Here is a 14,233-nt window from a genome sequence, read left to right on the forward strand (position 1 = left end):
CGGGACCGGTGCGCACCTGCGTCGGATGCCGGGACCGTGACCTGCGGTCGGACCTCCTGCGGCTGGTGCTCGCGGCGGCCGACGGCGTACCCGCGGGGGAACCTCGGGTGGTCGTGGACGTCCGTGGGAGCCTGTCGGGGCGAGGGGCCTGGATCCATCCGGTCCTCGCCTGCCTGGATCTCGCCGTCCGGCGGCGAGCCGTGCCGCGCGCTCTGCGTGCTGCCGGCCCGCTCGACCTGACGGCGGTCCGGGCATATCTGGAGCAGCAGGACCGTTGAACGACCTGGCGGCACCGTCGGTGCCGCCCGGCTGACACGACCGGACGCCATCGTCCGGCCGCACCACGCGTACATCGACAAGGAAGCGGGTCAGAAGCCGATGGGCACCCGATGAGTCCCCAGCGATGAGTACTCGGTACTAACGACGGTCCTGCCTGTTCTCGGTGGGGCCGAGACAGGAGAGATGTGGCGAAGATCCGCGTCCACGAGCTGGCGAAGCAGCTCGGAGTGGAGAGCAAGACCTTGATGGCCGAGCTGAAGGCGTCGGGCGAGTTCGTCCGATCGGCCTCCTCGACCCTCGAGGCACCGGTCGAGCGCACGATGCGCGACAAGTTCCAGGGCGGCGCCGGCGGTGAGCAGGGTGCGAAGAGCGCTCCGGCCGCGGCGAAGAAGCCCGCAGCGCCCAAGCCGGGCGCTCGGAACGCGCCGGCGAAGCCTGCCCCGGCCGAGCCCGCGGCCGCACCGGCCGATGAGCCCGCGGCGGCACAGCCCGCGCCCGCACCCGAGGCCACGCCTCGGGCGGAAGCCGAGCCCGCGGCCGAGGCGTCGAAGGCGGCCGCACCTCGCTCGGGTGGTGCGCCCAAGCCGGGTGCCGCCCCGAAGCCGGGTGCTGCGCCCAAGCCTGCGGCTGCGCCCAAGCCTGCTGCGGGGCCGAAGCCGGGCTCCAAGCCCGCGGGCCAGCAGCGGTCCGGTGGCCGCGGTGGCAGCCCTCGACCGGGCAACAACCCCTATGCCTCGCAGCAGGGCATGCAGCGCTCGGGCGGTCCCCGCCCGGGCAACAACCCGTACGCGTCGCAGCAGGGTATGCAGCGCCCGCAGCGGGGCGAGTCCGGACCGGCCGCCCAGGGCGAGCGTCCTGGTGGCCCCCGCCCGGGTGGCCCGCGCCCCGCGGCTCCGCGCCCCGGCGGTCCGCGCCCCAACCCGGGCATGATGCCCGGCAAGACGAGCATGCCCCGCCCGGGCGAGCGTCCGGCCGCGGGCGGTCGCGGTGGTGGCGGCGGTCGTGGTCGTGGCGGTCAGGGCGGCGGTCCCGGTGGCCCCGGTGGTGCCGGTGCGGCCCCCGGTGGTCGCGGAGGCGGCATGCGTCCTGGCGGCGGCGGTGGCTTCCGCGGTCGCGGTGGTGCCGGTCGCGGCAGCACGCAGGGTGCGTTCGGTCGTGCCGGCGGTCGTCCCGTCCGGGGACGGAAGTCGAAGCGGGCGAAGCGCCAGGAGTTCGAGGCGATGCAGGCTCCGTCGCTCGGTGGCGTCAGCGTCCCGCGCGGCAACGGTCAGACGGTCGTCCGCCTGCGCCACGGCGCCTCGCTGAACGACTTCGCCGACAAGATCGACGCGAACCCTGCGTCGCTCGTCACCGTGCTGTTCCACCTCGGTGAGATGGCGACGGCGACGCAGTCCCTCGACGAGGACACCTTCGCGACGCTGGGCGTCGAGCTCGGCTACCGGATCGAGATGGTCTCCGCCGAGGAGGAGGACCGCGAGCTGCTCGGGGCCTTCGACATCGACCTCGAGGCCGAGGAGGCCGCCGAGGACGACGAGGACCTGTTCCCGCGTCCGCCGGTCGTGACCGTCATGGGTCACGTCGACCACGGTAAGACCAAGCTGCTCGACGCCATCCGTTCCACCGATGTGGTGGCCGGTGAAGCGGGCGGGATCACCCAGCACATCGGTGCCTACCAGGTCCACACCGAGCACGAGGGTGCGGACCGTGCCGTGACGTTCATCGACACGCCGGGCCACGAGGCGTTCACCGCCATGCGTGCCCGTGGTGCCAAGGTCACGGACATCGCGATCCTCGTGGTGGCCGCGGACGACGGCGTGATGCCGCAGACGATCGAGGCGCTGAACCACGCCCAGGCGGCCGATGTGCCGATCGTGGTCGCGGTCAACAAGGTGGACAAGGAGGGCGCGAACCCGGACAAGATCCGTCAGCAGCTCACCGAGTACAACCTGGTGGCCGAGGAGTACGGCGGCGAGACGATGTTCGTCGACGTCTCCGCCCTGCGGCGTCAGGGCATCGACGCGTTGCTGGAGGCCGTGCTGCTCACGGCGGACGCGGCGCTCGACCTGCGGGCCAACCCTGAGAAGGACGCCCGCGGTGTCGCGATCGAGGCACACCTCGACAAGGGCCGCGGCCCGGTGGCCACGGTGCTGGTGCAGTCCGGCACGCTGAGCGTCGGTGACGCGATCGTCGCGGGCACGGCGCACGGGCGCGTGCGCGCCATGTTCGACGAGCACGGCGAGTCGGTCCGCGAGGCGGGCCCGGCGCGCCCGGTCCTGGTGCTGGGGCTCGCCTCGGTGCCGGGTGCCGGGGACACCTTCCTGGTGGCTCCGGACGAGCGGACCGGTCGGCAGATCGCCGAGAAGCGCGAGGCGGCCGAGCGTGCTGCCCTCCTGGCGAAGCGTCGCAAGCGCATCAGCCTCGAGGACTTCACCAAGGCGCTGGAGCAGGGCAAGGTCGAGACCCTCAACCTGGTCCTCAAGGGCGACGTCTCCGGTGCCGTGGAGGCACTCGAGGACGCGCTGCTCAAGATCGACGTGGGCGACGAGGTCGACCTGCGGGTCATCCACCGCGGTGTCGGCGACATCACGCAGAACGACGTGAACCTGGCCACGGTGGACAACGCCGTGATCATCGGCTTCAACGTCCGTTACGGCGAGCGTGTCGAGGACCTGGCGGAGCGCGAGGGCGTGGACGTCAAGTTCTACTCGGTCATCTACCAGGCGATCGACGACATCGAGGCGGCCCTCAAGGGCATGCTCAAGCCGGAGTTCGAGGAGGCGAAGCTCGGCAGCGCCGAGATCCGCCAGGTCTTCCGTTCCTCCAAGTTCGGCAACATCGCCGGTTCGATCGTCCGGTCCGGCACCATCCGACGGAACTCCAAGGCGCGCGTCCTGCGCGACGGCAAGGTCGTCGGGGACAACCTCACGGTGGAGTCGCTGCGACGCGAGAAGGATGACGTCACCGAGGTCCGCGAGGGCTTCGAGTGCGGTATCGGTCTCGGGTCGTTCAACGACGTCACCGAGGGTGACATCATCGAGACCTTCGAGATGCGCGAGATCCCGCGCGACTGAGGTCGACAACCGCCGACGGCGTCCCGCCCGTCCCGCTGACCGCAGCGGTGGCGGCGGGGCGCCGTCGGCGTCACGAGAGGGAGCACGGATGAGTGAGAACCCCAGGGCCCGCAAGCTGGCGGACCGCATCAAGGAGATCGTCGCGCAGCTGCTCGACACCCGGATCAAGGACCCCCGGCTCGGGTTCGTCACGATCACGGACGTGCGCGTCACCGGTGATCTGCAGCAGGCGTCGGTGTTCTACACGGTGTACGGCGACGAGGAGGCGCACGCCGGGACCGCCGCGGCGTTGGAGAGCGCCAAGGGCATGATCCGTTCGGAGGTGGGCAAGCAGACCCAGATGCGGCTGACCCCCAGCATCGAGTTCCACCTCGACTCGGTTCCGGAGACCGCGGCCCACCTGGACGCAGCACTGATCGAGGCGCGTCGGCGGGATGCCGAGCTGGCGGCGCTGCGTGAGGGCAAGCAGCCGGCCGGCGACGCGGACCCGTACCGCACCGACGACGACTGACCGCGGGACGGGAGCACACGTGGTGGACCAGCGGCGCGAACGGCCGCCTCGGCGACCGACGGCACCGGACGGCTTCCTCGTCGTCGACAAGCCTGCCGGGCTGACGAGCCACGACGTCGTCGCGCGGTGTCGGCGCCTGGCCGGGACACGCAAGGTGGGGCACGCCGGCACCCTCGACCCGATGGCCACGGGAGTGCTGGTCGTCGGCGTCGGTCGGGCCACCCGTCTGCTGACCTACGTCGTCGGCGCCGACAAGGAGTACGACGCCACGATCCGGCTGGGCGTCGGCACGACGACGGACGACGCCGAGGGTGCTGTCGTCTCCGCACCCGGGGTCGGGCAGGGCGTGGAGCGCGCTGCGCTCGAGTCCGCGGTGGCGGCCCTCACCGGTGAGATCGAGCAGGTGCCGACCACGGTCAGCGCGATCAAGGTCGACGGGAAGCGTGCCTACGACCTGGCCCGCGCGGGCGAGGAGGTGCAGCTCGCGGCGCGCCCGGTCATCGTCAGCACCTTCGACGTCCTCGCGGTGCGCCCCGGCCTGTCCGACGACGGCACGTCCGTGCTCGACCTGGACGCCCGGGTGGTCGTCTCGTCGGGGACCTACGTCCGGGCGCTCGCCCGCGACCTCGGTGCGGCCCTGGGGACGGCAGGGCACCTCACCGCGCTGCGGCGCACGCGGGTGGGCGGCTACGACCTCGCCCGGGCCCGGAGCCTGGAGCAGCTCGAGCACCAGGCGGACGACGACGGTGTGCTGGCCACGACGCCGCTCGCCGACGCCGCGCGCGCGACCTTCGCCGTGCGTGACCTGACCGATGCCGAGGCCAGAGCGCTCGGCTACGGGCAGTGGGTGGCGCCGTCGGGCACGGACGGCACGGTGGCCGGCGTGGGGCCCGACGGTGCGCTCGTCGCGCTCCTCGAGGACACGTCACGTCGCGGCGAGCAGCTCGCCAAGCCGGTCCTCGTGCTCGCGCCGGCGCCCTGAGGAGGAGAGCTCGCACGAGGCGGGTCGGCTCCTCGAGGGCGCCGGGGCTACTCTTGACGGTCGGCGCCCCACCGGGCGTCGACGGCTGAGCGGATGGGAGCGGCGCGCGTGCAGGTGTTCACGGACCTGAGCGAGGTCCCCGACGGCTTCGGGCCGTCTGCGGTCACGATCGGGAACTTCGACGGCGTCCATCGCGGTCACCAGGCGGTGCTGCGCCGTCTCGTCCGGCTCGCCCAGGGCGACGAGCGCGCTGCCGTCGCCGTGACCTTCGACCCGCACCCGGCCGCGGTGCACCGGCCGGGTTCCGCGCCCGAGCTGCTCACCGGGCTGCACGACCGGCTGGACCTGCTGGCCGCGACGGGCCTGGACGCCGTCCTGGTCATCTCGTACTCGCTGGAGTTCGCCGCGCAGAGCCCCGAGGAGTTCGTCACCCGCTACCTCACCGGCGCCCTGGGCGCGCGCAGCGTCGTGGTGGGGCACGACGTGCGGTTCGGGCAGGACAACGTCGGGACGCTCGCGACCATGGTCGAGCTGGGCGGCGAGCACGGGTTCGAGGTCGTGGCCATCGACGACGTGGGGGAGTGCCTGGCGGAGTCGCCCGGCGCGCGGCAGCGCTGGTCGAGCTCGGCGGCGCGCGCGCTGCTCGCCGAGGGCGACGTCGCGCAGGCCGCGGACGTCCTCGGCCGCCCGCACCGTCTGCGCGGCACCGTGGTCCACGGCGACGCGCGCGGACGCGAGCTCGGGTTCCCGACGGCGAACCTGGGGGCGATCGCGGGCATGGTCCCGGCGGACGGCGTGTACGCGGGATGGCTCAGGCGTCCGGTCCTGGCCGCACGGGAGCCCCAGCACCCTGACGCGCGGCTGCCTGCCGCGATCTCCATCGGCACCAACCCGACGTTCGACGGGGTGGAGCGCCGCGTCGAGGCCTACGTGCTCGACCGCACCGACCTGGACCTGTACGACGAGGAGGTCGTCCTCGAGCTCGTCGAGCACCTGCGGCCCACCCTGCGCTTCGACGGCATCGACCCGCTCGTCCGCCAGATGCACGACGACGTCGCCCGCGCCCGCGAGATCCTCCGGCCGGGTGGCGGTCGGTGACGCCGGTCACGCGCCACCGTCGTGACCGTCCGCGCTGGTAGCATGAGGGTGCCGTAGTTCGGCCGCGGACCCAGAGCGCCCGGTGAAGAAGTCCCGGAGCACCGCGCAACGACACCAGAAGGAGAGCCATGCCGCTCGACGCTGCCACCAAGCAGTCCATCATCACCGAGTACGCCACTCACGAGGGCGACACCGGCTCGCCGGAGGTGCAGATCGCGCTGCTCACCCAGCGCATCAACGACCTGAACGAGCACCTCAAGGAGCACAAGCACGACCACCACTCGCGTCGTGGCCTGCTGCTGCTCGTCGGCCAGCGTCGCCGCCTGCAGGGCTACCTGCAGAAGGTCGACATCGTGCGCTACCGCGCGCTCATCGAGCGCCTCGGTCTGCGCCGCTGACACCACCGGGCCGGCCCGGTCCCTCTCGCAGGGGCCGGGCTGGTCTGATGTGATGTCCTGGTAACTACCACCATCGCGCTGCCGGACCGTCGTCCGGTCCTCGGTAGTGGCTCCCCGAACCGCCCGGTCCGTCCGGTGCGCGGCTCCGTGGGCCTCGATCGAAGACCGTCGCACGGAGGGGCGGCGCCTTCGAGAATCAGGAGGGCACCCATGGAGGGTCCCGAGATCCAGTTCGCCGAGGCCGTCATCGACAACGGTCGCTTCGGCACCCGTACCGTCCGCTTCGAGACGGGCCGTCTGGCCCGGCAGGCTGCCGGCGCCGTCGCCGCCTACCTCGACGACGAGACCATGCTGCTGTCGACCACCGCGGTCGGCAAGCACCCCAAGGACCACTTCGACTTCTTCCCGCTGACGGTGGACGTCGAGGAGCGCATGTACGCCGCGGGGCGCATCCCCGGGTCGTTCTTCCGCCGCGAGGGTCGCCCGTCGACCGAGGCGATCCTCACCTGCCGCCTGACCGACCGGCCGCTGCGTCCGCTCTTCGTCAAGGGTCTGCGCAACGAGGTCCAGATCGTCATCACGGTCATGGCCCAGCACCCCGACGACGCCTACGACGTGCTGGCGATGAACGCCGCGTCCGCGTCCACGCAGATCTCCGGCCTGCCGTTCTCCGGTCCTGCCGGCGCCGTGCGGATCGCGCTCATCGACGACCAGTGGGTCGCGTTCCCGAAGTACTCCGACAAGGAGCGCGCCGTCTTCGAGATGGTCGTGGCCGGCCGCAAGGTCGTCGCCGCGGACGGTTCCGAGGACGTCGCCATCGCGATGATCGAGGCAGAGGCCACCGACGACGCGTGGAACCTGGTCAAGAACCAGGGTGCCACCGCACCGACGGAGCAGGTCGTCGCCGAGGGCATCGACGCGGCCAAGCCGTTCATCGCCGCGCTGTGCGACGCCCAGGCCGCGCTGGCCGCCCAGGCGACCACCGAGGTGCGCGAGTTCCCGCTGTTCCCGGACTACGCCGACGACGTCTACGCCGCCGTGGAGTCCGCCGTCTCCGCCACCACCACCGAGGCGCTGACCATCGGTGACAAGCAGGAGCGCAACGACCGTCTCGACGAGATCAAGGCGGGCCTGAAGACCGAGCTCGCCGAGCAGTTCGAGGGGCGTGACAAGGAGGTGTCGGCCGCCTTCGCCGCGCTGCAGAAGCAGCTCGTGCGCCGGCGCGTGCTCACCGAGGGCGTGCGCATCGACGGGCGTGGGCTCGCCGACATCCGCACCCTGTCGGCCGAGGTCGAGGTGCTGCCCCGCGTGCACGGCTCCGCGATCTTCGAGCGCGGCGAGACCCAGATCCTGGGTGTGACCACGCTGAACATGCTGCGCATGGAGCAGCAGATCGACTCGCTCGGGCCGGTCACGCGCAAGCGCTACATGCACAACTACAACTTCCCGCCGTACTCGACCGGTGAGACCGGCCGCGTCGGCAGCCCGAAGCGTCGCGAGATCGGACACGGCGCTCTCGCCGAGCGTGCCCTGGTGCCGGTGCTGCCGAGCCGCGAGGAGTTCCCCTACGCGATCCGTCAGGTCTCCGAGGCGCTCGGCTCCAACGGGTCGACGTCGATGGGCTCCGTCTGCGCCTCGACCCTGTCGCTGCTCAACGCCGGTGTGCCCCTCAAGGCGCCCGTCGCGGGCATCGCGATGGGGCTCGTCTCCGACACGGTCGACGACGAGACCCGCTACGCGGCCATGACCGACATCCTGGGCGTCGAGGACGCGTTCGGCGACATGGACTTCAAGGTCGCCGGTACCCGCGAGTTCGTCACGGCGATCCAGCTCGACACCAAGCTCGACGGGATCCCCGCCTCGGTCCTGACGGCCGCTCTCGGTCAGGCCCGCGACGCGCGCCTGACGATCCTGGACGTGCTCGCCGAGGCGATCGACACCCCGGACGAGATGTCCGTCAACGCCCCGCGTGTCATCGCCGTCAAGGTCCCCGTGGACAAGATCGGCGAGGTCATCGGGCCCAAGGGCAAGATGATCAACCAGATCCAGGAGGAGACCGGCGCCGACATCTCCATCGAGGACGACGGCACGGTCTACATCGGTGCGACGGACGGCCCGTCCGCCGAGGCCGCGCGCGCGGCGATCAACGCGATCGCCAACCCGCACGTGCCGGAGGTCGGCGAGCGCTTCGTCGGCACCGTCGTGAAGACGACGTCGTTCGGCGCCTTCATCTCGCTCTCCCCGGGCAAGGACGGGCTGCTGCACATCAGCCAGCTCCGCAAGCTCGTGGGCGGCAAGCGGGTCGAGAACGTCGACGACGTGCTGTCCATCGGCCAGAAGATCCAGGTCGAGATCGGTGAGATCGACCCGCGCGGCAAGCTGTCGCTCGTGGCGGTCACCGAGGACGACGACAAGGCCGACGCGGAGCCGGACGCCGAGCAGGCCGAGCAGCCGAGCGAGGCCTGATCGACCGCATGAGCCAGCACCTCCCGCTCGTCGGAGCGGGCCAGCCGGGTGCCGAGCTGACCGCCGGGCAGGACGGCGCGACGATCCGTCGCAGCGTCCTGCCCGGCGGTGTGCGTGTGCTCACCGAGCACATGCCGGGGCTCCGCTCGTCCACCGTCGGCGCCTGGGTCGGCGTCGGGTCCCGGGACGAGACCGACGGCCACCACGGGTCGACCCACTTCCTGGAGCACCTGCTCTTCAAGGGCACGCAGCGACGCAGCGCGCTCGCCATCGCCGAGGCGTTCGACGCCGTCGGCGGCGAGGCCAACGCCGCCACCGGCAAGGAGCACACCTGCTACTACGCGCGGGTGCTCGACGAGGACGTCCCGATGGCGGTCGACGTCATCGCGGACATGGTCACCTCGGCACGGCTGGACGCCGACGAGCTCGAGACCGAGCGAGGGGTGATCCTCGAGGAGCTCGCGATGACCGACGACGACCCGAGCGAGGTCGTCCACGAGGAGTTCGCCGCGGCCGTGCTCGGCGCCCACCCGTTGGGACGCCCGATCGGGGGGACCCCGGACACGATCCGCGCCGTCCCTCGTGACGCGGTGCTGGAGCACTATCGCTGGCACTACCGCCCGGAGACCCTGGTGATCGCCGCGGCGGGTGGTGTCGACCACGACCAGATCGTCCAGCAGGTCGGCGAGGCGCTCGTCGCGGGCGGCTGGTCCCTCGAGCCGGCAGGCCTGCCCCGCCAGCGCCGCTCCGGGGTCCCGGAGTGCGACGGCGTGCCGACCGAGGGCGTCGAGCTGACGGTCCACCGGCAGGTGGAGCAGGCCAACGTCGTCGTCGGCGGGACCGGCCTGAGCGCGTCGGACGAACGGCGCTACACCCTGACGGTCCTCAACGCGGTCCTGGGCGGCGGCATGTCGTCCCGGTTGTTCCAGGAGGTCCGGGAGAAGCGTGGCCTCGCGTACTCCACCTACTCGTTCAGCCAGGGGCACGGCGGGCTGGGCCTCTTCGGCCTGTACGCCGGGTGCACCCCGGCGAAGGCCGATCAGGTGACCACGCTGATGATCGCCGAGCTGGAACGGCTCGCCGCGGACGGGATCACCGACGACGAGCTGCAGCGGTCGGTCGGTCAGCTCTCCGGCGGCCTCGTCCTCGGCCTGGAGGACTCCGGCTCGCGCATGAGCAGGCTGGGCCGTGCCGAGCTCGTGCTCGGCGAGCTCCTGACGGTCGACGAGTCCTTGGAACGTGTTCGTGCCGTGACCGCGGCCGACGTGCGCGACCTGGCCGCCGACCTCGCGTCGCGACCTCGCTCCGTCGTGCGGGTCGGCCCCTTCGGAGAGTGAGGAAGCGACTGTGAGCAGCAACGCCATCAGGGTGGCCGTCATCGGTGCCGCCGGACGGATGGGCGCACAGGCCTGTGCCGCGGTGGAGCAGGCCGCCGGCCTGGAGCTCGTGGCACGTCTGGACGCCGGCGACGACGTCGGCGCCGGCGTGCGCGACTCCGGCGCCCAGGTCGCGGTGGACTTCACCGTGCCGGCCGTCACCGAGGCCAACGTGCACGCGGTCCTGGACGCCGGCGCGCACGCGGTGGTCGGCACGACCGGGTGGGACGACGAGTCGCGCGGTCGGGTCGTCGAGCACCTCGCGCGCGTCAACGCCGACCGGTCGGACGACTCCGCGCTCGGGGTCCTCATCGCACCGAACTTCGGTCTGTCGGCCGTGCTGGCCATGACGTTCGCCGCGAAGGCGGCTCGCTACTTCGAGTCCGCCGAGGTGGTCGAGCTGCACCACCCGAACAAGGTCGACGCGCCGTCCGGCACCGCCCGGCACACGGCGGCCGCGATCGCTGCCGCTCGGGCGGACGCCGGCCTCGGGCCGTCGCCGGACGCCACCGAGGTCGGCTGGGAAGCGCGCGGCGCCGACGTCGACGGTGTGCGGGTGCACGCGGTCCGTCTGCGTGGCCTCGTGGCCCACGAGGAGATCCTCTTCGGCAACGAGGGAGAGCAGCTCACCATCCGCCAGGACTCGTTCGACCGGGCCAGCTTCATGCCCGGCGTCCTGCTGGCCGTTCGAGAGGTCGGGTCGCGGCCGGGGCTGACCGTCGGGCTCGAGAACGTGCTGGACCTGTCGTGACCGACGAGGGCGTGCCGACGCCACCAGCCCGGCGTCGGCTTCCGCGCGGCCTGGTCGGTGCCGTGGCGGTCACGGCTCTGCTCGCCCTGTACGTGTGGGCCATCGCCGGTCGGGGGGCGGCGATGCTGACCAGCGGCGAGCCGGTGCTGATCGGCATCGGGGCGGCCGTGCTCGTCATCCCGCTGCTCGTCCTCGGGCTCGTCGCCCGCGAGTTCTGGCTCGCCGCCAGGGTGCAGCGGATGGCCGACGAGCTGGCCGCGGCGGGCGAGCTGCCGGTGGACGAGCTGCCCCGGTCGCCGGGTGGTCGGATCGACCGCGTGGCGGCGGACGAGGCCTTCGGCGGCGCACGTGATGCCGTCGACGCCGCTCCTCAGGACTGGCGGGCGTGGTACCACCTGGCGTTCGCCTACGACGCGGCCGGAGACCGCCGCCGTGCCCGAGGCGCGCTGCGGCGGGCCTCGGCGCTCTTCACCCCGTCGCGCTGAGCCCGGGCAGCACCGCCCAGCAGTAGAGGGTGTGCCGGACGGATCGAGCACGCCCGGCCAGCTCGCCGAGCTCGCGCAGGGCGTCCGCGAGCACGGCGGCGCGGTGGTCGTCCTCGTCCGTCGTGCGCGCGACGGCGGTGAGCCGGGCCGGGGCGGCGCCGGCGAGCTCGGTGGTGACGAGCTCCGAGACGGTGACGACCCAGGGCCCCTCCGTGCCGCCGCTGATCACCTGCGCGTGCCGGGGGAGCGCCGTGACCTCGGCGTAGGTTCGCCCGCTGAGCAGTCCGCCGAGCGTGGCCAGCGCGACGAACGGGTCCGTCGACGGCACCCGGACGGTGTCGAACAGGGGCTCCCCGGAACCGCGGGCCGGCGTCGACGGCCCGTCGAGCTCGCGACCGACGGTGGCCGCCAACGCATCCGTCGGCGCGGCGAAGTAGTCCGTGACCATCGAGGTCCCGCGATGGTCACGGGGCGTCCGTCGCCGACGAGCGTCGGCGCTCCTGCCCTCGTGACCCATGCGGACAGGCTGGCACGTGCGTGCTACGGCCGGGTCACACGACGGTTACCGTGCCGGGTCCGGCGCGGCCGTCGGGTCGCGGGGGAAGGCACCTCGGTCCGTCAGGACGGCCACGGCGGCGAGGGCGACGACCCCGGCCCCGGTCGCCGCCAGCGCCTGCATGCCCGGCCCGGCGAGCACGACGGCGCCGAGCGCGGCTCCCAGCCCGATCCCGAGGTTGGACGTCGCGTTGACGAAGGCCCCTGCGATGTCGGCCGACGCGCCCTGGGTGCGCAGGGCGGCGGCCTGGAACGTGGCGGGGATGGCACCGAAGGCTGCGAGCCACAGCCCGCCCGCCAGGAGCACACCCACGGGGTGCGGGAGTGCGACCGCGAGCAGGGCCAGGGCGACGACGATCGTCGACATCGCGGCGAGCGTGAGGGTGCGCGGAGCCCGGTCCAGGTACCGTGCGGCGGCCCACAGCCCGAGCAGCCCCAGGGCCCCGAACACGAGCAGCACGGGCCCGACGGACGCCTCGGACAGGCCGGTCGCGAGCAGCAGCACCGAGATGTAGGTGTAGACCGCGTAGTGGCCGCCGAACAGCAGGGTGTTCGTCCCCACGACCACGCCCAGGCGTCGACGGCCCTGGCGCGCCCCCGAGCGGTCTCGCGCCGGTGCCGCCTCGACCTGGACGGCGGGAAGCAGCCGTGCGACGAGCAGAGCCGTCACGGCGCAGACGCCGGCGAGCACGGCGAACGACCACCGCCAGCCCACCGCGGCGCCCAACGACGTCGACAGGGGCACGCCGAGGACGAAGCCGAGCGTGCCGCCCGCGGTGACCAGGGTCAGGGCTCGACCGGTGTAGAGAGGGCTCACCAGCCTGGCCGCGTACGCGATCGACACCGAGAAGAACACGGCGTGCCCCAGACCGCCGAGGGTGCGTCCCGCCGCCACGACGCCGTACGACGGTGCGACGGCGACGAGGAGGTTGCCTGCCACGTACACCACGAGGGTGACCAGCAGCAGGGGCTTGCGGGGAAAGCGCTGGGTGGCCAGGGTCAGCGGCACCGCGAAGGCTGCGACCACCAGGGCGTACACGGTGACGAGCAGACCGGCCGTCGACTCGGTGACCCCGACGCCACGGGCGAGCTGGGGCAGCAGCCCCACGGGCAGCACCTCGGTGGTGATGGCGACGAAGTTGGCCACGGCGAGGACCGTGATCCCTGCGGCGGCGTCGCGGACGGTACCGGTGCGGGGGGCAGGTGCGGGCACCGACCCATCCTGTCATCCGCCGACGTCGGGCCCTGCACGGACGCAGCCCGGGGCGCCACCGTCGTCGTGCGCGCCGGACCGCCACGACCTAGCATGGCCGCAGGTCAGGGGCGGCCAGGAGGTCGCCGGATCGTGTGACCGCCGGACGAGGAGATCGCATGGCACGAGCACCGCAGGACGCTCCGGAGCAGGCCGACCCGGCGACGCCCACCGCGCGGAACCCGTTCCGGCGCGTGTGGTGGTTGCCCGTGGTGCGCGGTACCGCGTTCATCGTCCTGGGGCTGCTGCTGATGATCGAGCCGCTCGGGGAGCTCGAGGTGCTGCGCCTGCTGCTCGGTGCGTTCCTCGTGCTCGACGCCGTCCTCGTCGCCGTCCAGTGGTTCGTGCACCGACAGCAGGTCGGGTCGGCGTGGTGGCTCGCCCAGACGGGCGTCAACGTGCTGTTCGGCGTCGCCGTCGCGTTCTGGCCGGACCTGTCCGCGACCCCGCTGTACTACGTGCTGGCGGCGTGGACCATCGTGCTCGGGATCGTCACCGTCGTCGGGGGGTCGGCGCTCGCCCGCAACCGCGACCTCGGGTGGCCCTGGATGCTCTCGTTCGGCATCACCGCGGGGCTGTTCGGGCTGCTTCTGGTGACCCGTCCCCTGGACTCCTTCGACGTGCTGCGCCTGGTGACGGTCGTGTTCGCCCTGTTCGCCTTCGTGGCAGGGGCCGTCCACATCGTCTCGGGGTTCGCCGTCCGCTCCGTCTCCCGTGAGCTGTGGGGTCTGCGGGAGCAGGCCGAGAAGGTCGGGGTCGTGGTGACCGGTGGCTCCGTCCTCGGTGCGGCGAACCCGCAGGTGGGGCCCGCTGCTGCCACCGGTCCCGTGCCCGCCGCCGGGGAGGGGGGCGCTACCCGGGCGACGGACGAGGCGGTCTCCACCCCGGAGGTCGACGAGGCGGCCGCGGTCCCGGAGGTGGCGGGGTCGCCGCCCTCGGCATCGCCCACGACCTCCCCGGCGGACGGGTCCGGGCGGGAGCGCGGCGCGGACTGACGCCGTGCTCCCGC

At 72.8% G+C, this 14,233-nt stretch carries 13 protein-coding genes; 11 read left to right on the forward strand and 2 right to left on the reverse strand.

Going from position 1 to position 14,233, the window contains the following annotated elements; genetic code table 11:
* The first annotated feature begins 8 nt into the window (after positions 1 to 8).
* The 10 genes from HDG69_RS19335 to HDG69_RS07130 all read left to right on the forward strand — a co-directional run bounded on the left by HDG69_RS19335 (position 9) and on the right by HDG69_RS07130 (position 11,417).
* The gene (locus HDG69_RS19335; protein ID WP_343036297.1) at positions 9 to 278 is read left to right on the forward strand and encodes a YlxR family protein; all 270 of its coding nucleotides are present in this window, start codon (positions 9 to 11) and stop codon (positions 276 to 278) included.
* A gap of 186 nt (positions 279 to 464) precedes the next feature.
* The gene (gene infB, locus HDG69_RS07090) at positions 465 to 3,350 is read left to right on the forward strand and encodes a translation initiation factor IF-2 (RefSeq protein ID WP_171782975.1); all 2,886 of its coding nucleotides are present in this window, start codon (positions 465 to 467) and stop codon (positions 3,348 to 3,350) included.
* A gap of 88 nt (positions 3,351 to 3,438) precedes the next feature.
* Positions 3,439 to 3,861, forward strand: coding sequence for a 30S ribosome-binding factor RbfA (gene rbfA, locus HDG69_RS07095; RefSeq protein ID WP_171782976.1), 423 nt, complete (start codon positions 3,439 to 3,441; stop codon positions 3,859 to 3,861).
* A gap of 19 nt (positions 3,862 to 3,880) precedes the next feature.
* The gene (gene truB / locus HDG69_RS07100; protein WP_343036298.1) at positions 3,881 to 4,843 is read left to right on the forward strand and encodes a tRNA pseudouridine(55) synthase TruB; all 963 of its coding nucleotides are present in this window, start codon (positions 3,881 to 3,883) and stop codon (positions 4,841 to 4,843) included.
* A gap of 93 nt (positions 4,844 to 4,936) precedes the next feature.
* A complete protein-coding gene (locus HDG69_RS07105; protein ID WP_216645172.1) occupies positions 4,937 to 5,941 on the forward strand; it encodes a bifunctional riboflavin kinase/FAD synthetase in 1,005 nt (334 codons plus the stop codon).
* Positions 5,942 to 6,069: 128 nt separating this feature from the next.
* Positions 6,070 to 6,339: a 30S ribosomal protein S15 gene (rpsO, locus tag HDG69_RS07110; protein WP_106268080.1), complete on the forward strand. Its 270-nt coding sequence runs from the start codon at positions 6,070 to 6,072 to the stop codon at positions 6,337 to 6,339.
* A gap of 210 nt (positions 6,340 to 6,549) precedes the next feature.
* A complete protein-coding gene (locus HDG69_RS07115) occupies positions 6,550 to 8,805 on the forward strand; it encodes a polyribonucleotide nucleotidyltransferase (protein WP_171782978.1) in 2,256 nt (751 codons plus the stop codon).
* Positions 8,806 to 8,813: 8 nt separating this feature from the next.
* Complete coding sequence (locus tag HDG69_RS07120) at positions 8,814 to 10,142, forward strand: M16 family metallopeptidase (RefSeq protein WP_171782979.1); 1,329 nt, start codon at positions 8,814 to 8,816, stop codon at positions 10,140 to 10,142.
* Between the two features lie 10 nt (positions 10,143 to 10,152).
* On the forward strand, positions 10,153 to 10,932 hold the full coding sequence (gene dapB, locus HDG69_RS07125; RefSeq protein WP_343036299.1) for a 4-hydroxy-tetrahydrodipicolinate reductase: 780 nt from the start codon (positions 10,153 to 10,155) through the stop codon (positions 10,930 to 10,932).
* On the forward strand, positions 10,929 to 11,417 hold the full coding sequence (locus HDG69_RS07130; protein ID WP_343036300.1) for a hypothetical protein: 489 nt from the start codon (positions 10,929 to 10,931) through the stop codon (positions 11,415 to 11,417). Before dapB ends, HDG69_RS07130 begins: the two co-directional genes overlap by 4 nt.
* On the opposite strand, the gene HDG69_RS07135 is transcribed toward HDG69_RS07130, so the two are convergent.
* Positions 11,401 to 11,934, reverse strand: a complete 534-nt coding sequence (locus HDG69_RS07135) for a hypothetical protein (RefSeq protein WP_246256008.1) — start codon at positions 11,932 to 11,934, stop codon at positions 11,401 to 11,403. The genes HDG69_RS07130 and HDG69_RS07135 overlap by 17 nt on opposite strands.
* A 45-nt stretch (positions 11,935 to 11,979) precedes the next feature.
* Positions 11,980 to 13,185 (reverse strand): MFS transporter, encoded by a 1,206-nt coding sequence (locus HDG69_RS07140; protein WP_171782980.1) that lies wholly within the window; start codon positions 13,183 to 13,185, stop codon positions 11,980 to 11,982.
* A gap of 158 nt (positions 13,186 to 13,343) precedes the next feature.
* Here HDG69_RS07140 and HDG69_RS19340 point away from each other — a divergent pair, with 158 nt between their 5' ends.
* Positions 13,344 to 14,219, forward strand: coding sequence for an HdeD family acid-resistance protein (locus HDG69_RS19340; RefSeq protein ID WP_171782981.1), 876 nt, complete (start codon positions 13,344 to 13,346; stop codon positions 14,217 to 14,219).
* The last annotated feature ends 14 nt before the right edge of the window (positions 14,220 to 14,233 follow it).

This window comes from Isoptericola halotolerans, assembly GCF_013149785.1.
GTDB lineage: Bacteria > Actinomycetota > Actinomycetes > Actinomycetales > Cellulomonadaceae > Isoptericola > Isoptericola halotolerans.

Bases quoted from the DNA above. Each gene is read 5' to 3' on its own strand.
- rbfA (WP_171782976.1), top strand. From the start codon at position 3,439: ATGAGTGAGAACCCCAGGGCCCGCAAGCTGGCGGACCGCATCAAGGAG.
- HDG69_RS07105 (WP_216645172.1), top strand. From the start codon at position 4,937: ATGGGAGCGGCGCGCGTGCAGGTGTTCACGGACCTGAGCGAGGTCCCC.
- rpsO (WP_106268080.1), top strand. From the start codon at position 6,070: ATGCCGCTCGACGCTGCCACCAAGCAGTCCATCATCACCGAGTACGCC.
- HDG69_RS07115 (WP_171782978.1), top strand. From the start codon at position 6,550: ATGGAGGGTCCCGAGATCCAGTTCGCCGAGGCCGTCATCGACAACGGT.
- HDG69_RS07120 (WP_171782979.1), top strand. From the start codon at position 8,814: ATGAGCCAGCACCTCCCGCTCGTCGGAGCGGGCCAGCCGGGTGCCGAG.
- HDG69_RS07135 (WP_246256008.1), bottom strand. From the start codon at position 11,934: ATGGGTCACGAGGGCAGGAGCGCCGACGCTCGTCGGCGACGGACGCCC.
- HDG69_RS19340 (WP_171782981.1), top strand. From the start codon at position 13,344: ATGGCACGAGCACCGCAGGACGCTCCGGAGCAGGCCGACCCGGCGACG.